The 20,796-nt window shown below is 65.9% G+C and carries 21 protein-coding genes; 10 read left to right on the top strand and 11 right to left on the bottom strand.

The features are described 5' to 3' along the window. Positions 1 to 23: 23 nt before the first annotated feature. The gene (locus tag ATO11_RS07360) at positions 24 to 734 is read right to left on the bottom strand and encodes a hypothetical protein (protein ID WP_050530206.1); all 711 of its coding nucleotides are present in this window, start codon (positions 732 to 734) and stop codon (positions 24 to 26) included. A 170-nt stretch (positions 735 to 904) separates the two neighbouring features. Here ATO11_RS07360 and ATO11_RS07355 point away from each other — a divergent pair, with 170 nt between their 5' ends. The 4 genes from ATO11_RS07355 (at position 905) to ATO11_RS07340 (ending at position 6,361) form a co-directional block, all read left to right on the top strand. Continuing rightward, entirely contained in the window at positions 905 to 2,476 is a 1,572-nt protein-coding gene (locus ATO11_RS07355; protein WP_050530584.1) for a bifunctional metallophosphatase/5'-nucleotidase, read from the top strand. A gap of 108 nt (positions 2,477 to 2,584) precedes the next feature. Beyond that, positions 2,585 to 3,124 (top strand): GNAT family N-acetyltransferase, encoded by a 540-nt coding sequence (locus ATO11_RS07350; protein WP_165586939.1) that lies wholly within the window; start codon positions 2,585 to 2,587, stop codon positions 3,122 to 3,124. Between the two features lie 9 nt (positions 3,125 to 3,133). After that, positions 3,134 to 4,318 carry a class I SAM-dependent methyltransferase gene (locus tag ATO11_RS07345; protein ID WP_050530204.1) on the top strand — a complete coding sequence of 395 codons (1,185 nt, stop codon included), beginning with the start codon at positions 3,134 to 3,136 and terminating at the stop codon, positions 4,316 to 4,318. Between the two features lie 285 nt (positions 4,319 to 4,603). Beyond that, positions 4,604 to 6,361: an acetolactate synthase 3 large subunit gene (locus ATO11_RS07340; RefSeq protein WP_050530203.1), complete on the top strand. Its 1,758-nt coding sequence runs from the start codon at positions 4,604 to 4,606 to the stop codon at positions 6,359 to 6,361. 349 nt (positions 6,362 to 6,710) lie between these two features. On the opposite strand, the gene ATO11_RS07335 is transcribed toward ATO11_RS07340, so the two are convergent. Beyond that, positions 6,711 to 7,205 (bottom strand): hypothetical protein, encoded by a 495-nt coding sequence (locus ATO11_RS07335; RefSeq protein WP_050530202.1) that lies wholly within the window; start codon positions 7,203 to 7,205, stop codon positions 6,711 to 6,713. A 223-nt stretch (positions 7,206 to 7,428) separates the two neighbouring features. Here ATO11_RS07335 and ilvN point away from each other — a divergent pair, with 223 nt between their 5' ends. Next, positions 7,429 to 7,989 carry an acetolactate synthase small subunit gene (ilvN, locus tag ATO11_RS07330; RefSeq protein WP_050530201.1) on the top strand — a complete coding sequence of 187 codons (561 nt, stop codon included), beginning with the start codon at positions 7,429 to 7,431 and terminating at the stop codon, positions 7,987 to 7,989. A gap of 79 nt (positions 7,990 to 8,068) precedes the next feature. Here ilvN and ATO11_RS07325 read toward each other — a convergent pair whose 3' ends face one another. Next, positions 8,069 to 8,467, bottom strand: a complete 399-nt coding sequence (locus ATO11_RS07325; RefSeq protein ID WP_050530200.1) for a hypothetical protein — start codon at positions 8,465 to 8,467, stop codon at positions 8,069 to 8,071. Positions 8,468 to 8,679: 212 nt separating this feature from the next. On the opposite strand from ATO11_RS07325, the gene ATO11_RS07320 reads away from it, so the two are divergent. Together ATO11_RS07320 and ATO11_RS07315 are read left to right on the top strand one after the other, a co-directional pair. Continuing rightward, positions 8,680 to 9,510: a helix-turn-helix domain-containing protein gene (locus ATO11_RS07320; protein ID WP_050530199.1), complete on the top strand. Its 831-nt coding sequence runs from the start codon at positions 8,680 to 8,682 to the stop codon at positions 9,508 to 9,510. A gap of 124 nt (positions 9,511 to 9,634) precedes the next feature. Next, on the top strand, positions 9,635 to 10,300 hold the full coding sequence (locus tag ATO11_RS07315; protein WP_050530198.1) for an SOS response-associated peptidase: 666 nt from the start codon (positions 9,635 to 9,637) through the stop codon (positions 10,298 to 10,300). Here the strand turns inward: ATO11_RS07315 and ATO11_RS07310 are convergent, their stop codons facing one another. The 5 genes from ATO11_RS07310 to ATO11_RS07290 form a co-directional block, all read right to left on the bottom strand. Next, positions 10,301 to 11,845 (bottom strand): Ppx/GppA family phosphatase, encoded by a 1,545-nt coding sequence (locus ATO11_RS07310; protein WP_050530197.1) that lies wholly within the window; start codon positions 11,843 to 11,845, stop codon positions 10,301 to 10,303. It lies immediately after the preceding gene. Positions 11,846 to 11,920: 75 nt separating this feature from the next. After that, the gene (locus ATO11_RS07305) at positions 11,921 to 14,092 is read right to left on the bottom strand and encodes an RNA degradosome polyphosphate kinase (protein ID WP_050530196.1); all 2,172 of its coding nucleotides are present in this window, start codon (positions 14,090 to 14,092) and stop codon (positions 11,921 to 11,923) included. Positions 14,093 to 14,166: 74 nt separating this feature from the next. Beyond that, a complete protein-coding gene (locus ATO11_RS07300) occupies positions 14,167 to 14,787 on the bottom strand; it encodes a P-loop NTPase family protein (protein WP_242601379.1) in 621 nt (206 codons plus the stop codon). A gap of 66 nt (positions 14,788 to 14,853) precedes the next feature. Beyond that, positions 14,854 to 15,921, bottom strand: coding sequence for an AI-2E family transporter (locus ATO11_RS07295; RefSeq protein WP_050530194.1), 1,068 nt, complete (start codon positions 15,919 to 15,921; stop codon positions 14,854 to 14,856). 94 nt (positions 15,922 to 16,015) lie between these two features. Continuing rightward, on the bottom strand, positions 16,016 to 16,219 hold the full coding sequence (locus ATO11_RS07290; RefSeq protein ID WP_050530193.1) for a DUF6356 family protein: 204 nt from the start codon (positions 16,217 to 16,219) through the stop codon (positions 16,016 to 16,018). A 105-nt stretch (positions 16,220 to 16,324) separates the two neighbouring features. Between ATO11_RS07290 and ATO11_RS07285 the strand changes: the two genes are divergently transcribed. After that, positions 16,325 to 16,786 (top strand): Lrp/AsnC family transcriptional regulator, encoded by a 462-nt coding sequence (locus ATO11_RS07285; protein ID WP_050530192.1) that lies wholly within the window; start codon positions 16,325 to 16,327, stop codon positions 16,784 to 16,786. A gap of 6 nt (positions 16,787 to 16,792) precedes the next feature. Here the strand turns inward: ATO11_RS07285 and ATO11_RS07280 are convergent, their stop codons facing one another. Together ATO11_RS07280 and ATO11_RS07275 are read right to left on the bottom strand one after the other, a co-directional pair. Continuing rightward, entirely contained in the window at positions 16,793 to 17,215 is a 423-nt protein-coding gene (locus ATO11_RS07280; RefSeq protein ID WP_050530191.1) for a DUF6855 family protein, read from the bottom strand. Then, positions 17,212 to 17,637 (bottom strand): SRPBCC domain-containing protein, encoded by a 426-nt coding sequence (locus ATO11_RS07275; protein ID WP_050530190.1) that lies wholly within the window; start codon positions 17,635 to 17,637, stop codon positions 17,212 to 17,214. Before ATO11_RS07275 ends, ATO11_RS07280 begins: the two co-directional genes overlap by 4 nt. A gap of 79 nt (positions 17,638 to 17,716) precedes the next feature. On the opposite strand from ATO11_RS07275, the gene ATO11_RS07270 reads away from it, so the two are divergent. After that, a complete protein-coding gene (locus ATO11_RS07270; protein ID WP_082176202.1) occupies positions 17,717 to 18,352 on the top strand; it encodes a helix-turn-helix transcriptional regulator in 636 nt (211 codons plus the stop codon). A gap of 34 nt (positions 18,353 to 18,386) precedes the next feature. Here the strand turns inward: ATO11_RS07270 and ATO11_RS07265 are convergent, their stop codons facing one another. Beyond that, on the bottom strand, positions 18,387 to 18,902 hold the full coding sequence (locus tag ATO11_RS07265) for a fasciclin domain-containing protein (RefSeq protein WP_050530188.1): 516 nt from the start codon (positions 18,900 to 18,902) through the stop codon (positions 18,387 to 18,389). A 401-nt stretch (positions 18,903 to 19,303) separates the two neighbouring features. On the opposite strand from ATO11_RS07265, the gene ATO11_RS07260 reads away from it, so the two are divergent. After that, the gene (locus ATO11_RS07260) at positions 19,304 to 20,788 is read left to right on the top strand and encodes an amidase (protein ID WP_242601378.1); all 1,485 of its coding nucleotides are present in this window, start codon (positions 19,304 to 19,306) and stop codon (positions 20,786 to 20,788) included. The last annotated feature ends 8 nt before the right edge of the window (positions 20,789 to 20,796 follow it).

Here is a 20,796-nt window from a genome sequence, read left to right as displayed (position 1 = left end):
GATGGGGCCAATGCGCCGCGAGGTCAAGGCCAGTCGGGCGGCAGACGGGTGGCGAGGGCGGCGGCGAAATCGCCGGTGGTGCCGACTTCGGCGATCAGGGCGCGCAGGCCGTCGGGGCCGAGCCGCTGCACGAGATCGGCAACAAGTGTCCGCGCCGCGCCGTATGTCCGGGGCCATGTATCGGCGGTTGTCATGCGCGACCAGTCGCGGCGCAGTCGGGCGTCGAGGATGAAGCGGGCCTCGGGCACATCCATCCGGTCCAGCCGGGTGTCGTCCGAGACGAGCGCGGCGAGGCCTTCGTCGAACCATGCAGGGAAGCGCGGGTAGAGGACGTCGCGCAGGCTCATGTGGCGGCGCAGGTCGATATGCACCTGTTCATGGGTCAGGATCGTCGCGTTGATGCCTTTCGGCGCGATCAGGATCGTGCGGGCGCCGATGGCGAGGCCCGACGTGCGGATGCCGAACCGTGCGGCGCATCGTTCGGTGGTGCAGACGAGGACGCGGGATGGTCGGGACGGTGTGCCGAAGGCGACAGACGAGCGGTCGCGCGCGTCGGTCACGAGGGCCGCGAGTTCCTCCTGCCGGGCCGATGCGTCAGTGAATAGGCCGGGCGCGACGCGGGTCATGCCGAACCACGTGGGCGTCGCGGCCCGGTGATAGCCGGGCAAAAGCATGTAGGCGGCCCCGGCGCAGAGGACGACGAAGACACACGCGTTGAGGACAAACCGCGTCATCCGGTCCCATGTGGGGGAGGGATGCCCGGCAAACAAGCTGTCGCCCGACGGTCACGTGCCTGTTGCCCCCCTGTCGCAGGGCGACGTCAGGGCAGTTGGTGTCTCGCCTTTTGACTCTCGGATGAGAGGGGTGCAGGCTGGTGCCATATCATTCAATGGGAGTGTTCCGCATGATCCGTTTCCTGACCGGCTCCGCCGCGCTGGCCCTTGCCGCCAGCGTTGCGCAGGCCGACTATTCGCTGACCGTCCTGCACACCAATGACTTCCACGCGCGGTTCGAACCGATTTCCAAGTACGATTCGGGCTGCTCGGCGGAGGACAACGCCGAAGGGAAGTGTTTCGGCGGCTCGGCGCGGCTTGTCTCCGCGGTCGAGGCCGCGCGGCAGCGTTCGAACAACGCGATCCTCGTGGATGGTGGTGACCAGTTCCAGGGCACGCTGTTCTACACCTATTACAAGGGCAAGGTCGCGGCCGAGATGATGAACAAGCTGGGCTACGACGCGATGACCGTGGGCAACCACGAATTCGACGACGGCCCCGAGGTGCTGCGCGGCTTCATGGATGCCGTGGGTTTCCCGGTCCTGATGTCGAATGCCGACTTCTCGGGCGAGGAGTTGCTGAAGGACAAGCTGCAGAAATCCGTCGTGATCGAACGCGGCGGCGAGAAGCTGGGCCTGATCGGCCTGACACCCGAGGATACCGATGAACTCGCCTCGCCCGGCCCGAACGTGATCTTCACCGATCCGGTCGCCGCGGTGCAGGGCGAGGTCGACAAGCTGACCGGAATGGGCGTGAACAAGATCATCGTCCTGTCGCATTCCGGCTACGAGGTCGACAAGCGCGTCGCGGCGGAAACCACCGGTGTCGACATCATCGTCGGTGGCCACTCGAACACCTATCTCAGCAATACCAGTGACCGCGCCAAGGGGCCTTATCCCACGATGGTCGGGTCGACCGCGATCGTGCAGGCCTATGCCTATGGCAAGTTCCTGGGCGAGTTGAACGTCACCTTCAACGATGCCGGTGAAATCACCGAGGCCGTGGGCGAGCCGCTGATCATGGACGCCGCCGTGGCCGAGGACGAGGCCACCGTGGCCCGCATCGGCGAACTGGCCGTGCCGCTGGAGGAGATCCGCCAGCGCGTCGTTGCCTCTGCCGCCGCCGCGATCGAGGGCGACCGGTCGGTCTGCCGGGTGCAGGAATGCGCGATGGGCAACCTCGTGGCCGATGCCATGCTCGCCCGCGTGAAGAACCAGGGCATCCAGATCGCCATCCAGAACTCGGGCGGGGTGCGCGCCTCGATCGACGCGGGTGACGTGACCATGGGCGAGGTCCTGACGGTGCTGCCGTTCCAGAACACGTTGTCCACCTTCCAGGTGTCGGGCCAGACGGTGATCGACGCGCTGGAAAACGGCGTCAGCCAGGTCGAAGAGGTCAAAGGGCGGTTCCCGTCGGTGGCGGGCCTGAAGTTCACCTGGGATCCGTCGGTCGCGCCGAACGAGGGCCGCATCGTCGAGGTGATGGTGAAGGACGGCGACAGCTTCGTTCCGATCGATCCGGCCAAGACCTATGGCCTTGTGTCGAACAACTACGTCCGGGGCGGCGGTGACGGCTACAGGATGTTCACCGATGCCGAGAACGCCTATGATTACGGGCCGGACCTTGCCGATGTGGTGGCCGAATACATGGCCGCGCAGGGCGACTACCAGCCGTATACCGATGGCCGCATCACGCGGAAATAAGACGGCGGGTCGGCTGCAGAGCAGCCGACCTACTTTCATGCCAACGCCTGTGCGATGGCGGGTAGGTCGGCTGAGTCAGCCGACCTACGTGTGACAGGGGCGCGGGCCGTGGATCTGCCCCTGACCCGAGGACCGGTCACCTTGCGGCGGTTGCGCGAAGGGGATGTCGATGCCTTCCTTGCCTACCGCGCGGACCCGGAGGTCGCGCGCTTCCAGTCGTGGGCGCCGATGGACCGCGACCGCGCGCTGGGCTTCATCGCCGCCGTCGCGGACGCGCCGCTTTTGCAGGACGGGGAATGGTGCCAGATCGCCGTGGCGGGGGACGATGACGCGCTGATCGGCGACATGGGTCTGCACCTTCACGGACGGGTGGTGGAGTTGGGGATCACGCTGGCGCGGGGAGCGTGGGGGCGGTGCCTTGGCTCGCGCGCTTATCGCGCGGCCCTGTCGCTTGTCTTCGCCGATCCGCGGGTGGACGCTGTCGTGGGTATCGCAGATGCGCGCAACACGGGGTCGTTGCGGATGCTGGAGAAGGCGGGCCTGCGGTTCGAGCGGGCGGAAGAGGCCGAGTATGACGGCGAGACCTGCATCGACCATCACCACCGGATCACGCGGGCCGATTTTGACGGCGGGCGCGCGCTGGGGTAGGGCGGGCGCATGTCCGATATCCTCGACCAGTACAACGCCTATCCCTATCCCGAACGCGACCCGGCGGACGAAGCGAAGCGGCTGATCACCGGATCGCCCTCGCACCCGGTCGAGATCGACCACGTGCTTTACGCCGGCAACCGCGACTGGTCCCTGCCCTTCGACGTGCTGGTGGCGGGCGGCGGCACGGGTGACGCGCTGATCCAGCTGGCGACCGTGCTGACCCGCGCGGGCAAGCCGCACCGCATCACCTATGTCGACCTGTCGACCGAAGCGCGCCGCGTGGCCGAGGCGCGGGCAAAGGCGCGCGGCCTCACCTCGATCACCTTTCAAACGGGCAGCCTGCTGGACGCGGCGGAGTACGGGCAGTTCGATTACATCGACTGCTGCGGCGTGCTGCATCACCTCGAAGAGCCGGTGGCGGGGCTGCGGGCGCTGCGGGCGGCACTGAAAGACGAAGGCGGGTTCGGCTGGATGGTCTATGCGCCCTATGGCCGGGGCGGGGTGTATCCGTTGCAGGAGGCGTTCGGCGCGTTGCTGGCGGGGCTGACCCCGCAGGAGCGGCTGGCGCGGGCGCGGGCGCTGATGGAGAGCCTGCCCAAGGGGCACCCGTTCAAGCTGAACCCCCACGTGGTCGACCACAAGCAAAGCGATGCGGGGTTCTATGACCTGCTGCTCCACAGCCAGGACCGGGCCTTCCGCATTGACGAATGGGGTGCGGCGCTGGCCGAGGCCGGGTTCGAGGTCGCGGGCATGTGCCCGCCCGCGCTCTATGACCTTGGCCGCTATGCCGATCCGCCCGAGGACATGGACCAGTTGCAGCGGATGGCGATGGCCGAACGGCTGTCGGGCACGATCCGCAAGCATGTGGGCTATGCCCGGCCCACGGGTGCCGCGCCGCGCAAGGGGGCGGGAATGCAGGCCGTGCCGCACCTGTCGGCGGACCCGGTGAAGCTTGCCCGCGCGGTGGCGGCGGGCAAGACCCTGCCCGTGACCTCGCAGGGCGTGACCTTTGACGTGACCCTCCCGCCCGAGGCGGCGACGGTGCTTGCACAGGTCAACGGACGCCGCACGCTGGCCGAGATTGCGCGCGGCGCCAAGACCGATCCCTTCCTGTTCCAGGGCCTCTGGCGCAAGGTCGAGGACGGGCTTGCGCCCGTGGGCCTCCTCCAGATGTCGCGGCTGGGCCTCTGACGTCGCGCGGAATTTGCGAAACGTGCGAGGCCGACGCCATCAGAAGACAGAATATGTCGCAATATCCGCGCCATGCGACATAATCGCCAAGATTTTGGCTGTTGACGCCCCTGATTCCCATGCGTAGTGTCCGGCACACTTCGGAGGGTCGGATGAGCTACCTTGTCGTACTTGTAGGAAATTGGCGCATGGAGCCCTGACGGGCAGCCATAATGGCACCCCATGCGCCCCCGACTGACCCTCGGGGGTTTTTTTGTGACTGACGTCAGGATGATGGAGAGAGACATGACACGTCAGATGACCGGAGCGAAAATGGTGGTTCAGGCCCTGAAGGATCAGGGTGTGGACACGGTATTCGGCTATCCCGGCGGGGCTGTCCTACCCATCTATGACGAGATCTTTCAGCAGAACGCGATCCGCCACATCCTCGTGCGGCACGAACAGGGCGCGGTGCACATGGCCGAGGGCTATGCCCGGTCGACCGGCAAGCCCGGCGTGGTGCTGGTGACGTCCGGGCCGGGCGCGACGAACGCCGTGACCGGCCTGACCGACGCGCTGATGGATTCGATCCCGCTGGTGGTGCTGACGGGGCAGGTGCCGACGTTCATGATCGGGTCCGACGCCTTCCAGGAGGCCGACACGGTGGGCATCACCCGCCCCTGCACCAAGCACAACTGGCTGGTGAAGGAGACCGACCAGCTGTCCGGCACCATCCACGAGGCGTTCCACGTCGCGACCAAGGGCCGCCCCGGCCCGGTGCTGATCGACATCCCGAAGGACGTGCAATTCGCCAACGGCACCTACACGCCGCCCGCGAAAGCCGATCTTGGCCATTACCAGCCCCGCGTGAAGGGCGACCCCGAAACCATCGCCGCGCTGGTCGAGGCGCTGGAGACCGCCGAACGCCCGATTTTCTATACCGGCGGCGGCGTCATCAACTCCGGCACCCGCGCGTCGGAACTGCTGCGCGAATTGGTGGATGCGACGGGCATGCCCATCACCTCGACCCTGATGGGGCTGGGGGCCTACCCCGCCTCGGGCAAGCACTGGCTGGGGATGCTGGGGATGCATGGCCTGTACGAGGCCAACCTCGCGATGCACGACTGCGACCTGATGATCAATATCGGCGCGCGGTTTGACGACCGGATCACCGGCCGCATCGATGCGTTCAGCCCCAAGTCGACCAAGGCGCATATCGATATCGACCCGTCCTCGATCAACAAGGTGATCAAGACCGACCTGCCCATCGTGGGCGACGTGACCCACGTGCTGGAAGAGATGCTCAAGCTCTGGAAACAGCGCGGGTCCAAGGTCAACCGCGAGGGCCTGCAGAAATGGTGGGCGCGGATCGAGGAATGGAAGGCCGTCGATTGCCTGAAGTTCAAGCAGACGGGCCCCACGATCAAACCGCAGCACGCGCTGGCGCGGCTGGAGGCGCTGACCAAGGACCGCAAGGACCGCTTCATCTGTACCGAGGTGGGCCAGCACCAGATGTGGGCGGCGCAATACATGGGCTTCGAGGATCCCAACCACTGGATGACCTCGGGCGGGCTGGGCACGATGGGCTATGGCTTTCCGGCGTCCATCGGCGTGCAGATCGCGCACCCGGACGCGCTGGTCATCAACGTGGCGGGCGAGGCTTCGTGGCTGATGAACATGCAGGAGCTGGGAACGGCAGCGCAGTACCGACTGCCGGTCAAGCAGTTCATCCTCAACAACGAACGGCTCGGCATGGTGCGCCAGTGGCAGGAATTGCTGCATGGCGAGCGGTATTCACATTCGTGGTCTGACGCCCTGCCCGATTTCGTGAAACTGGCCGAAGCCTTCGGTGCCAAGGGCATCCAGTGCAGCGATCCCGCTGATCTGGATGACGCGATCATGGAAATGATCAACTACGAAGGCCCGGTCGTGTTCGACTGCCTGGTGGAGAAGCACGAGAACTGCTTCCCCATGATCCCGTCGGGCGAGCCGCACAACAAGATGCTCTTGGGCGAGGCGTCCACCAAGGACGCGATCGGCACGAAGGGCGCGGTTCTGGTGTGATGAAAAAAGGTGAGGCGGAAACGCTAGTTCGTTCAACTGTGCATGATTGGGCCCGAATGGTGCAATATGATCGAGTAAAAGATTCCCCTGGTTTTTCGAGCTATCTCGGATGGTTAAGGGAGAATTATCCGCAAGCCGAATCGTTTCGATCAACTATGGGCGCTCAGTACGACATTGAGCTCTGGTTCGATGAAGAAATGGGCCAAATGTGGCGGAGATAGTTAGAATATCGGGCGACCGAGTGCCAAACTTCTGCTCATTGAGGCTTGGGATACGCACCGACTACGGGGTCTTGAGTAACCGCAGGTCGGCTGGTCTCAGCCGACCTGCGGTCTGCTTGGCGCGGCGTTCAGGCTGGATGCCGCCAGCGATAGATCGCGGCGGCCACGACGGCGAACAGGATGTGACCCCACAGCGCCACGTAGGTGATGCCGCCCCATCCGAGGAAAGGCTTCATCCCCGCCACGAGATGCGCCATCACGTAAAGCGCGAAGACCCACAGGATCACGCCATAGGCCACGGCGACGGCGAGCCACGGCAGGGCGGGCAGGATGCGGCGGCGCACCTGTTCGACGATGACCCAGCCCAACGGGTAGGCGACGAGGCCGGCAAGGTAATGCAGCCCCTCGGCCCCCGGACGCCAGCCCGCGCCGAAGACGGCCTTGATGGTGGAATTGGCCAGCCCCACGGGTGCCAGCGCGGCAAAACCCGCCATGGGCGACAGGACCTGTCCGAATATGTCGAAGGCCAGAAGCGCCGCGGCACCGGCCAGAAGAACGGTAAAGGCCTGCGACAGCAGCCCGTCGGTATCGGCGGGGGCGAGTTGGGTGGTTGCGATGGTCATGTGCGTATCCTTCGGGAGAGGGCTGTGATGTGTGACTGGCCCGCAATCTACGCACGCCGCCGCACCGGTCCATGCCCGCCACGCGCCTGTGATCCGGCGCGCACGCGCGCTCAAGCCCGCGTGACGCCGGGCGATTTTCTGAAACGAAACCCCCGTGTCGCGGCCCGTTTGCCGCGCGGGGCCCGCCTGAATATTACAGCCGCGACCGGCTGACGGAGGAAAGATGGCACCGCTCAAGATCAAGAAGGGCTCTTCGAAGCATTCCGCGTACAACCTGCGTTCGAACTTTTCGGACGTGCAGGAGCGGCACACCCTGACAGTGATGGTCGATAACGAGGCGGGCGTGCTGGCGCGCGTGATCGGTCTCTTTTCGGGCCGGGGCTACAACATCGACAGCCTCACCGTGGCCGAGGTGGACCACGAAGGGCACCTGAGCCGCATCACCATCGTCACCACCGGCACGCCGCAGGTGATTGAACAGATCAAGGCGCAGCTGGGGCGGCTGGTGCCGGTGCACGACGTGCACGATCTGACCGTCGAAGGCGCGACCGTCGAGCGCGAACTGGCGCTGATGCGGGTCGAGGGCACGGGCGAGAAACGGGTGGAGGCGCTGCGGCTCGCCGACATCTTCCGCGCCAACGTGGTCGACTCGACGCTCGACAGCTTCACCTTCCAGATCACCGGGACACAGGAAAAGGTCGACGCGTTTGCCGACCTGATGCGCCCGCTGGGAATGACCGATATCGCGCGCACCGGCGTGGCCGCGTTGTCACGGGCGTCCTGACGGGACTGTCACGAACGGGCCGGGGCCGGCCCCGGAACTCCGCCAAAACCCCCGTGAGTGGGGCGCCTGATAGGGGTGCTCAGGCGGTCGCGCGGTTTCGCGCGCAATGGGCTTTGGAAAAATCGATGACCGAATCGGAGTTGGCCGGGGCCGGATAGGCGCCGCCGTCGAACGGCGGCGTGCTGGCGCCTTCATCGGCCCGAACCGATTTCAGCGTGTTTGCCAGCGCGGGATAGGCAAGGTCGGAGAGAACCTCGGGATTGTGGGCGAACCGCAATTGTTCGCTTTCGCTCAGCTCGAAACGGATGAGATCACCGGCATCGAGCCCGGTCACCGTATCCACGAGCGACCCGTCATGGATCGACGCGTGGTCCGGCGTGTAATAGGCCAGCTTGCCATGATCCTCGCACCAGATCACGGCCTTGGATTGCGCAGCATCGCACCAAAGCACCACACCTATCATCCTGTTCTGTGCCATAAGTCCCATCCCTTCGACCCTGAGGATGTTCAAACAATTTGACGTAATTCGATACACAGCATCCCGGACAGCCTTGGGCGGTTTGTGTCAGGCAAAAATGCCGGGTGACGCGATATCGCGTCATTGTTGACGCTAAAGAGATGCGTTTGTATAGTTTGATTGGTACACATCCGTGCAACCGCTAAGAAAATTGCAAGGAGCCCGCATTGGTGATGGCGAATCTGTCACGGCCGACGTCCCAGTCGCGCGAAACGGCACCCAATCCGTCCGAATTGCGCAATATGCTGGGCGAAAATCTCCGGATTCTGTGTCAGGATGCGCCTTCGATCTCGGCCCTGTGCCGGGAGCTGGGGATAAACCGCACGCAGTTCAACCGCTACCTTTCGGGCGAAAGCTTCCCGCGGCCGGACGTGCTGCACCGCATCTGCCAGTTCTTCGACGTGGACGCGCGGATATTGCTCGAACCTGTTGCGGATATGCGTCAGGACGAAAGCGACGTTCTGCACCACCCCGATCTCAAGGAATTCGTGGGCTCGGGCTTCACCAAGCTCAGCGAGGACGAGTTTCCGTCGGGCTTCTACCGCTTCTCGCGGCAGAGTTTCGTGGATGATGGGTCCTACGTGCAGGGCATGATCTATGTCTATCGCGCGGCCAATTACGCGCTTCTGCGCGGGATGGAGCCCAAGGCGGCAATGGCACAGCAGGGCCTGCCGCTGGACGTGCGGGCGCGCGAATATCGCGGGTTCCTTCTGCCGCAGGAAGGCGGGATCGCGGCGCTGGTATCGCGGCGCAACGCGATGACCTGTTCGTTCAACTTCCTCGCCCGCGTCCCGTCGTTCGAGAACAATTACTGGGAAGGCTATGCCGCGCGCACCGTGCGCGAGGGCGTGTCGGGCCTGCGCGTGTCGCGGCTGGTCTACGAACACCTAGGCCGCAAGATGGGTCCGGCGCTGGAAGCGGCGCGTGCGACCGGGTTCTGCCAGCTGGATGACCTGCGGCCCTATCACAAGACGCTTCTGCGCGCGGGCCAGCCCTTCCGCTGAACACCGCGCGCCCCGCGCTTGCATCGCTCCGCGCGCTGGCTCAGGCTGGCGTTGAAAGGATGCGCCGATGCCGACCCGTACCAACCAGACACTGACCAGCCGCGCACGGGCGGGGGGCTGAGCCATGTGCGGACGGTTCGCGATCACCCTGCCGCCCGACGCCATGGCGCAGCTGTTCGACGCCCAGCCCTCCAACGACCTGCCGCACGTGCCGAATTACAACGTGTGCCCGACGGTGCAGGTGCATGCCGCGATGTCGGACGAAACCGGGCGGCGGCTGGTGTCGATGCGCTGGGGGTTCCTGCCGCACTGGTACAAGACGCCGACGGACGGCCCGCTTCTGATCAATGCCCGCGCCGAGACCATCGCCGAGAAACCCGCCTTTCGCTCGGCGGCGCGGGACCGGCGCTGCCTGATCCCGGCCACGGGGTTCTACGAATGGACCAAGGATGCCGAGGGCAACCGCCTGCCGTGGTACATCACCCGCGCGGATGGCGAACCGATGGTCTTTGCCGGGGTCTGGCAGGACTGGACCAGGGGCGACAGCCCGGTACGCAGTTGTGCCATCGTGACCACCGGCGCCAACGAACAGATCGGGTCGATCCATCACCGGATGCCCGTGATCCTCGACCCCGCCGACTGGGGCCTGTGGCTGGGAGAGGAAGGCAAGGGCGCCGCGCGGCTGATGCGGGCCGCGCCCGAAGGCGCGCTGCGGTTCCACCGGGTGGACCGGGCGGTGAATTCGAACCGCGCCAGCGGCCCGCACCTGATCGAACCGATCGAGGCCTAGTCAGCGTTCAAGCTGCACGCTCACCGTCGCGCCCAGCGCGTCGCCCAGCGAGTTGAGCCGCGCCTGCGCGACCTCGCCGAAAAGCGGCCAGCTGTCGGGGCTGAGTTCGAGCTTCAGCACCTTCTTCTTGGGTGCCCAGCTGAAGGCGCCCATGCGCGTATCGCGCGACATCCACAGCATCGCGCCGAACCGCATCGCCTTGCCCAGAACCTCGGCCTCGTGACGGTCGGCCTCGGACAGGAGGTCGACGAAGGTGGTGAAGGGCGCGCCGTCGGGCTTGTTGCGGTAGCGGTACATCAGCGCGACGCCAAGGTAGACCCGTTCGAAATGCCGCAACCCGCCCAGGTTGGCGCGGGTGGCGTTGTCGAAACAGATGTCGGCCCGGTAATCGGGATGCGCGCGCCAGCTGACATCGTGCAGCAGGCAGGCCGCCTTGATGATCCGCCGCCGTTCGTCGCTGGTGGCTTTGAAGATCGGGCGCACGAAATGGTAAAGCGTCTTGCCAAAGCCCGGCAGCCGCGCGTCCTTGGCCTCGGCGAACTGGCATGCCTCGATCAGCGGGTCGCGGTCGCGCACGCGCTGGGGCATCTGTTCGTACAGCAGGCCCTCGCGGATGCCGTAGGAGGACAGCGCGATGTCGTGCGGCTTGAAGGTGGCGAGCACCTCTTTCAGCACCTCGGCGGCGTAGGGCACCAGCTCCATCCGGGCGGCGGAGATGCCGCAGGCCAGCCGCAATTCTTCCAGATCGGCGGTGTCGATCATCTTGGCGGTCGCGATCACGTCGCGGCGCGACATGCGGTATTCGTGCTGGACGTGCAGCGGGTAGGCGCGGCGGTACATGTCGATCCGCGCCAGCGCCCGCCACGACCCGCCGACAAGGAACAGCCGGTTCGATTGCGGCCCCATGAACGTGCTGAGAGCGGCAACGCGCTCCTTGATCGCGGCCTTGCGCCCGCGCTTGCCACCCTTCAGGCCACGCAGTTTCAGCGGGCCAAGGTCGGACGTCACCCGCTTGCCGACCTGCCCGTCGTTGATTTCTGCCAGTTCCATCGACGACCCGCCGATGTCGCAGACAAGGCCGTAGGATCCCGGCCAGCCCAGCAGCACGCCCTGCGCCGACAGCCGCGCCTCTTCCTCGCCGTCGATGATCCAGACCTTCACGCCGGTTTCACGCTCGATCTCGGCGGCGAATTCGGCGCCGTCGGTGGCGTCCCGCATCGCGGCGGTCGCTACGGCGGTCAGCGGTTCCAGCCCCATCCCGTCGGCAAGCCTGCGGAAGCGCTGCATCGCGGCCAGCGCGCGCACGCGGCCCTGCGGGTTCAGGTACCCCGTCTCGGACACGCCGTCGCCCAGCGCACACATGATCTTTTCGTTGTAGAAATAGGCCGGGCTGCGCGCCGCGCCGTCGAAGACGACCAGCCGGACCGAGTTCGACCCCACGTCCACGACACCCACCCGCGACAGCTTGCGCGACGCCGGATCGTTGAACAGCGGACGCCCGAACGGGCCCCAATCCGCATCGCTGGTCTCTGCCGTGCCGTCCATGCGCTCCTCGTCCCGGTCGGCCCGACCATGCCCAAGCCGGGCGGGCCGGTCAATCGCCGAGCGCGCCCCGGCGCGTCACTCGTCGGTATGGGTCAGTTTGGGCACATCCCTGGCCCCCGCCGATCCGCGGCCCGACAGGGACGGGTTTTCCATGAAGAACTTGTGACAGTTGAAGGCGAAGGTGCCTTCCTCGATCTCGGGCCGGGTAAAGGAGCCGTCGGGCGCCATGATCCACGACTGCGCCACGTCGGCGAGGTTCGCCGCCATGATCTGGCTGACGATCTGCGCCTTCACCGTGTCGTTGGTGATCTCGACCAGCGTTTCAACCCGGCGGTTGAGGTTGCGGCCCATCCAGTCCGCCGAGGAAATGAAGACGCGCGCCCGTTTCGACGGCAGCTTGGAGCCGTTGGCAAAGCAGACGATGCGCGAATGTTCGAGAAACCGGCCCACGATGGACTTGACGCGGATGGTCTCGCTCAACCCCTTGATGCCGGGCCGCAGGCCGCAGATGCCGCGGATCACGAGGCTGATCTCGACCCCGGCCTGGCTGGCGGCGTACAGCGCGTCGATCACCTCGGGGTCGATCAGCGAGTTCATCTTGGCCCAGATCGCCGCCGGTTTGCCGGCGCGGGCGGCCTCGGACTCCGCCGCGATGCAATCGAGCAGCCGCGGTTTGAGCGAGGTGGGCGAGATGGCGAGGTTTTCCAGTGCCTCGGGCTGGGCGTAGCCGGACAGGTAGTTGAACACCTTGGTCGCGTCCCGCCCCAGCGCCGGGTCGCAGGTGAACAGCGACAGGTCGGTGTAGATCTTTGCGGTGATCGGGTGGTAGTTGCCGGTGCCGTAATGGGTGTAGGTCACCAGTTTCGATCCCTCGCGCCGCACCACGGTGGAAATCTTGGCATGCGTCTTGAGGTCGAGGAACCCGTACACCACCGTCGCGCCCGCGCGTTCCAGCTTGCGGGACTGGCGGATGTTTGCGGCCTCGTCGAACCGCGCCTTCAACTCTACCAGCGCGGTGACCGACTTGCCGTCTTCGGCGGCCTCGCACAGCGCCTGCACGACGGGGCTGTCCGACGAGGTGCGGTAGAGCGTCTGCTTGATCGCCACCACGTTCGGATCACGCGCCGCCTGCTGCAGGAAGCGGATCACCATGTCGAAGGTCTCGTACGGGTGGTGCAGCAGCATGTCCTTCTGGCGGATCGCGGCGAACATGTCGCCGTCGTGATCCTGCACCCGTTCCGGCACGCGCGGAGAGAAGGTGGGCCACAACAGGTCGGGCCGGGCGTCGATCACCAGTTCCTTCAGGTCGGCAAGGCCGATCATGCCGTCCAGTTCGACAACCTCGGCCTCGGTCACGTCCAGTTCGTCCATCACCACCTGTTTCAGGTCCCCGCCCGCGCCCTTGCTGACGGTCAGGCGCACGACCTCGCCCCGGCGGCGGCGCTTCAGCGCGACCTCGAACTCGCGGACAAGGTCCTCGGCCTCTTCCTCGACCTCCAGATCGCTGTCGCGCAGGACGCGGAAATCGAAATGCGATTTCAGCGTGTAGCCGGGAAACAGCCGGTCGATGAACAGAAGCAGCAGCTCTTCAAGCGGCAGGAAGGAATGGCCCGATCCGGATTTCAGCGCGACGAAGCGGTCGATCTGGCCGGGGATCGGCAGCAGAGCCTGCAGGGGGCGCTTGTCGGACTTGCGTTCCAGTTGCAGCGCCAGCGAATAGCCGGTGTTGGGGATGAACGGGAAGGGGTGCGCGGGGTCGATCGCCAGCGGCGACAGGACCGGGAAGACGCCTGAAAGGAACACGTCCTCAAGGTGCGGCAGGTCCTCGTCCGTCAGGTCGTGACGCCCGAGAATATGGATGTTCTCGGCCGACATCTCGGCCGTCAGGGTGGCCAGCACGACCTGCTGCTGGGCCAGCAGGTTGCGGGCGTCCTCGTTGATGAGCACCAGTTGCTCGGCGGGGGACAGGCCGTCGGCGGCGGGCGTGGTGTTGCCCGCATGGGCCAGTTCGCGCAGGCCCGCGACGCGCACGGTGTAGAATTCATCGAGGTTCGAGGCCGAGATCGACAGGAACCGCAGCCGTTCCAGCAGCGGCACGCGCGGGTTCTGCGCTTCCTCCACCACGCGCCAGTTGAACCCCAGCCAGCTGAGTTCGCGGTTGTGGAACCGACCCGGCCCTTTCGGGTCGAGATCCGGCAGGTCCACGGCTGGCGGGAACGGGGCGGACAGGAAATCGGAATGCGTCATGGCGCGTCTATCGGTCATGGATGTATCGGAAACATGACGAGATTACCGCGTCTTGGCGGAAACCTGAAGGGGTGTCACTCGAACAGGTGCGGCGCCGTGGCGGCAAGGTCGCGCACCAACGCGCGGTTGATCGACCGCCCCGAGGCCAGCGCCATCCGGTCGAGCCGCTCCGCCGCCTCCGCCACCGCGTCGAACCGCCGGGCGAGCCGGGTCAGCAGCCACGCCATCGCGTCGGGCGTCGGGGCAAGCTGGCGGTCGGCGAAATGCTTCATCAGGACGGCGCTCAACAACGTGTCGTCGGGCGCCTCGATCCGGGCGACCTGCGCCGCGCTGATCCGGCTGAGAAGGTCGGGAAGGGTGAGACCCCAGTCGCGCGGCGGCGTGCGCGCGGTCACCAGCACGCGCCCGCCCTCTGCCGCGGCGAGGTTCAGAAGGTGGAACATCGCCTCTTCGACTGCGCGCTGCCCGGCGGATCGGTCGAGGTCCTCCACCGCCGTGTCACCGGCGGCGAGGCGCGGGATGTCGGCATCTGGCAGGTCGGTCGCGGGCAGGATCGTCGCCCCGCCCGAGGCCGCCCAGACCCGTACAAGGTGGCTCTTGCCGGCGCCTTCCGGGCCGGTCAGCACCAGCCGCCCCTGCGGCCAGTCGCCGGGACGGTCGATCAGCGCCAGCGCCAGCGCGTTCGCCTCGGCCACGACGAAATCGGCGCGGCCAAGCGCCTCCCGCCGGGGCAGGTCGAAATGCAGTTGACGGTCCAGCGCTCAGTCCTCGTCGTTGAGCGTCACGCCGCGATAGAGGCGACTGCTCTTGTATTGATCGAGGGCGAAGCGCGCGATCACGCCCAGCGCGGCGGCCAGCGGGACCGCGACCAGCAGGCCCACGAACCCGAACAGCGTGCCGAAGACCGACAGCGCCAGCAGCAGCCACACCGGGTGCAGCCCCACGGACGAGCCGACCAGCTTGGGCGTCAGGATGTTGCCCTCGACCATCTGGCCGATGACGAAGATCGCCGCGACGATCCCGATCGACACCCAGTCACCCCAGAACTGGAACAGCGCCAGCCCCACGGCCAGCGCCCCGCCGAAGATCGCGCCGACATAGGGGATGAAGGTCACAAGTCCCGCGACGAAGCCCACGACCAACCCGAATTGCAGCCCGACCAGCATCAGCGCCACGGCGTAATAGGTCCCGAGAATCACGCAGACCGACCCCATGCCCCGGATGAACGAGGCAAGCGTGTCGTCGATCTGGTGGGCGAGGTCGATGATGACGGGCGCGTGGTCGCGCGGCAGCATGTCCTCGAACTTGGCGATCATGCGGTCCCAGTCCAGCAGCAGGTACACGGCGACGACCGGCACGATCACGAACAGCATCACGATGTTCAGAAGCCCCGCCGCCGAGGACAGAACAGAGTTCAGCAACTCGCCGCCCCGGCTCTTGATCGTCTCGCCGACGGTGGCGAGGGTCTGCCGGATGGTGCTGCCCTCGACCATCAGGTCCGGGAACCGCATCGTCAGGAAATCGCGCAGGTCGTTGAACAGTTGCGGCGCGGTGTTGAAAAGCTGGACCGCCTGTTCGACCAGCAACGGCACCACCAGCAGGAACAGCACCACGAACACCAGCACGCCGCCCAGCGTGATGATCGCAGTGGCGGCGGCGCGCGACAGGCCCCACGTCTCCAGCCGATCCGCGACCGGGTCGAGGCAATAGGCAATCGCGCCGCCCAAGACGAAGGGCAGAAGCACGTCGCCGAGAAACCACAGGATCACGCAGAAGACGATCGCCGCGATGCCCCAGTATTTCAGTTGGTCGGTAACCGGCAAACCCATCTTCACGCTCCCCGTAGGCTTGCCTCCTTATCGCGTGTGGGCGGGAATGGTTGCAAGCGCCGAACCGGCCTTGCCGGGCGATGGACCGCCGGTATCAGCTGGTGCGCCGGCTGAGCCGCGCATGCAGGGCCGCGATCCTGCGGCTGGCGGTCTTTTCGCAAAGCGCCGGGATCACCGCATGGATCGCCGCCGCTCCGGCGGCAAGCGCCAGCGCGCCCGCGAAGCCGAAGGCCACGCGCATATGTTCGAAATAGGTTTCCCCGACCGAGGCGGGATGGCTTGTGAACGCGCGAAGCATGGGTGTCCTCCGACAAAGTGGTATTGCGGTGTCTATCCGAACTGATCCAGGTCTGATCCCAATTTTGACTGTATTTGGTAGAAAATTTGGGACATCATCCCAAACATGACCGAAGACATCGACGAGTTTGACAGGCGCATCCTGCGCCACCTGCAACGGGACGCGACGCTGAGCATGGATGCGCTGGCCGAGGCCGCGGGCCTGTCGCGCAACGCCTGCTGGCGCCGGGTCAAGCAGATGGAGGCGCGCGGCATCATCCGCGACCGCGTCACGCGGGTCGATCCAGCGGCGGTGGGATTCGGATTGCAGGCGATGGTGCTGGTGCGCGCGGGGCAGCATGCGCCCGACTGGCTTGACCGGTTCCAGCGCGCGGTCCGCGCCATCCCCGAGATCCAGACCGCGCACCGCATGGCCGGGGACCTTGATTACGTGCTGCACCTGCGGGTGCGCGACATGGGCGATTACGACCGGGTCTACAAGGCCCTGATCGCGCGGGTCCCGCTGGCCGACGTGTCCGCGAGTTTCGTGATGGAGGCGATCAAGGATGATCCGGCGCTGCCGGTCTGACCGGCCTCAACCCTGCCGCGCGCGGATGCGGTTGTTGCGGGCGTTGTGTTCCAGCTCGGCAAGGCCCAGATGTTCAAGGATCGGGCCGACGTAATTGGCGAACCGCCCGCGATAGCCCTTGCGCAGCCCGTAATAGCCGCCCACCGGGTTGCCCGGATCGCGCGCCCAGGCCTCGAACGTGCCGTCCTTGACGGGCTTGCCCTCGTCCGCGTTGCCCAGCGGCATCCAGTCGCCATGGGTGCGCAACATCTCTGCCGCGTCGTCGAGGGCGCGAAGCTGGTAGCTCAATTGCGTCGTACCGACCTGCACCACCACGGCGGGCGGGTCGCGGGCCTCGTCCTTCCACGCCTGGAAACTGCTCGACAGTGGCGGCGTCTTCAGGATCCACGGATCGTCCGCGGTTCCGTTTCCATAGGTGATCATGCTCATGCGTGGGCTCCTTCGGCGTGGCGTTTCAGGGCGGCGGCGAACGTGTCGAACGACGGCTGCAAGTCCGGGATCGCCCGCCCGAACAGGGGGGCGAGCGGCCCCGTGAAGGTTTCGCGCATGTCGAACCGCGTCTGCGATCCATGCGCCGACAGGTTGAACCGCCGCGTGCCGCGAAAAAGGCCGAACGGCATGCCGCTGGTCCAGACCATCAGGCGCGGTGCCTCCATCGTCACCACCGTCAGGGCAAAGGCACGTTTCGGCGCGACCTCGGACCAGAGGCGAAAGGTCTGCCCCTGTGCAATGCTGCCGTCGATCCGCAGGATGCCGAACCCGCCGCCCGCAAGTGTCGGCGCGTCGGTCAGAACCTGCCAGACGCGGTCCGGCGGCGCGGAGATGTCGATGCTGGTGGCAAAGGCGCGCATGGCGGGCGCTCCCCCTTGTTGTGTCAGGTGACATGAGGCGTAAAGTGGTGAACATGACATCTACTGTCAGGTTTCCGGAATGCGTGCTGCGCGATTGTTGCATATCCTGCTGATCCTTCAGAACCGGGGGCGGCAAACCGCGCCGGCGCTGGCCGCGGAACTGGAGGTCAGCCCGCGCACCATCCTGCGCGACGTGGACGCCATGACAGAGGCGGGTTTGCCGATCCTCGTCTTCCCCGGCCACGGCGGCGGGATCGAGTTGGGCTTCAACTATCGCACTCGCCTCACTGGCATGGCCGCCGACGAGGCGGAGGCGCTGGCGGTGATGCTTTACCGCGCTGCGCCGGAGCTTGCGCCGCTTGGATTGGCGGCGGCGGGAGAGCGGGCGCGCGCCAAGCTGGTGGAAAGCTTCCCCGACCGGGTCCGCGCCACCATCGCCTCGGCCCGCGCGCGGTTCACCGATCCCGAACCTGCGGACGTCGACGCGCCCGACCCGCGCGTCGCGGCCATCGCGGGGGCCGTGCGTCGCGGCACGTGGGTCACCTTGCGCGCCCGCAGCGCCTCACCCCGCCGCATCGCGGTGACACGGTTGTGGTGCGAAGGTGGTGACTGGTGGCTGGAAGATGCGGACGGCACGCGCGTGCCGCTGGCGGAGTGGGGCGACATAAACATCTCGGCCCGCCTGCATGATGCGGACGGGCCGAGTGTGGAGTGAGTGGTGTCGCGGCGAAATGGCCGCGACAGGGGGATCAGTGGCAGGCCGGGCGCGCGCCGGGCAGAAGCACCTTGTCGATCACGTGGATGATGCCGTTGTCGGCCTCGATATTGGCGATGATGACGTTGGCGGCCTCACCCGTGGAGTCGGTGATCGACACGCCCGCGCTGGAGGCGTCGATGCACAGACGCTCGGCCGTGTTCACGGGTTTGTAGTAGTTCGCGCCCTCGGCGAAGTCCGACGCCGCCAGTTCACGGTCATCGACGTGATAGGTCAGAACGGCCACCAGCTGGTCGCGGTTCTCGGGCTTCAGAAGCTCTTCGACCGTGCCCTCGGGCAGGGCGGCGAAGGCATCGTTGACGGGAGCGTAGACCGTGAAGGGACCGGGACCCGACAACGTGTCGACGAGGCCCGCCGCGCTGACAGCGGCCACGAGGGTCGAGAACCGCTCGTCGCCCGCGGCGATGTCCACGATCGACTTGGCCGCGCCCGCGGTGGCGGTCATTGCAACGGCGGCCGCAAGCGCCGCGGTCTTGAGATTGATAGTCATGATGATTAATCTCCCATCTGGTTTTAACGAACCCACACCCAAGGCACGTATCCAGCACACCTTCGGGCGTGTGTGCCTTGGGTTACGCGGCCCTCCTCCAGTTGGATGATGCGCCTCACGCATCCGTGATGCGGGGCGCCAAGATCGGCCCGCGAGGCGCGGCGAAATGCGCGCAGGCGTTCGGGGAAAGCACCAGCATTGGCGCCGATCCGGGCAAAACCGCGTGGGTCAGTAGCGGCGCGGAACAGCCGTTCAGGCAGACGGCTCCACTCAATTGCGGCAGGTTCGAACCGGACCTGCAGCGATCTTGCAGCACGCATGTCCCGGTCGCGGACGAAGCCACCACGGTTGCGGCATTGACACCTCGACGATAGGAATCCTGTGAACAAAACTCCGCAAGGATGGGCTGGCACGCGCTCCACAATCAGGCCGGGTTGAAGAAAACTGCAGGGGAACGGCGCATGCCCGACAACGCATTGATTGGAATGACCGCGACGGAGGCAGTTGCCGCACTGCGCAAACGCGAGGTTCGGCCAAGGGAACTGGTCGAGGCTTCCATTGCAAGGATCGAAGAGGTTGACGGCGCGGTGAATGCGCTTCCGATCCGCTGTTTTGAACGCGCCCTGGAACAAGCAGATCAGTTGGAAGCCGATGGAAGCGAACAGCAAACGCCTTCGCTTGCCGGTCTGCCGATCGCGGTGAAAGACTACAACGACCTTGGTGGCGTGCGCACCACTTACGGGTCACCGATCTTCTCGGACAACGTCCCGGCGGACTCCGATGCAACCATCGCCCGATTGGAACGCAACGGCGCGATCCCGGTTGCGAAATCCAACGTGCCGGAATGGGCCGGCGGCCATACGTTCAACCCGGTCCACGGGTTGACCCGCAATCCGTGGAACCTTGGAAGAAGTGCCGGCGGGTCATCCGGCGGTTCGGCGGCAGCCCTTGCCAGCGGCCAGGTGTGGCTGGCGACGGGCAATGACCTGGGCGGATCGCTTCGCACTCCGGCGGGCTTCAACGGCATCGTCGGTCTGCGCCCCAGCCCCGGACTGGTCCCCCGTGGGCGCAGGCTCCAGGCCTTTGACACGCTTTGGGTGGAAGGCCCGATGGCGAGGAACGTGTCCGATGTCGCGCTGATGCTCGATGCGGCGGCCGGTCAGGACAACATCGACCCATTGTCATTCGATCCCGTGGCTCCATTTGTTTCGGCCGTCGAAAGCGCCTCGGCTCCGGCGAGAGTCGGGTTCAGCAGTGACCTCGGCATCGTTCCGATGGCGCGCGAGATCGCGGATGTCGCCACCGGCGCGGTCCATCGCCTTGGCACGGAAGGCGTCGACGTGACGACCGGCATCCCGGATTTTTCCGGCGCCCTTGACGCCTTCCAGACACTGCGCGCGGTACTTCTGGGAACCATGATGGGCGAGCTGCTTGAAATCCACCGCGCAGAGATCAATCCCGACATCATCGGCAATATCGAAAGAGGGTTTTCGGTTACGATAGAACAGCTCTTCGATGCCGAGCGTGTTCGATGGCAGCTTGCGCAGAAAATGGCGGAGTTCTTCGAACACCATGACCTTCTGATATGCCCTAGCGCGTCCATCGAGCCGTTCCCGGCCGAGCAAACCTATGTCACCGAAATCGATGGCGTGACGTGCCAGACCTATATCGACTGGTTCGCGATCACATTCGCCCTGACCCTGACGGCATGTCCAATCCTGAGCATTCCTTGCGGTTTCACGAAGGCGGGATTGCCCGTCGGCCTGCAGCTGGTCGGAAAACCGCGCGGCGAAGCCGCGCTTCTGGCCGCCGCAAAATGGATCGAGGAGCAGTTCGACGTTGCGCGATCGGTTCCGATCGATCCGCGAAAGGACGGCACCCTCTAGCCTTTCAG

Source organism: Pseudaestuariivita atlantica (genome assembly GCF_001205715.1).
Taxonomy (GTDB): Bacteria; Pseudomonadota; Alphaproteobacteria; order Rhodobacterales; family Rhodobacteraceae; genus Pseudaestuariivita; species Pseudaestuariivita atlantica.
The sequence above is the reverse complement of the archived record's forward strand: the minus strand, read 5'-3'. Positions and strand labels throughout refer to the sequence as shown.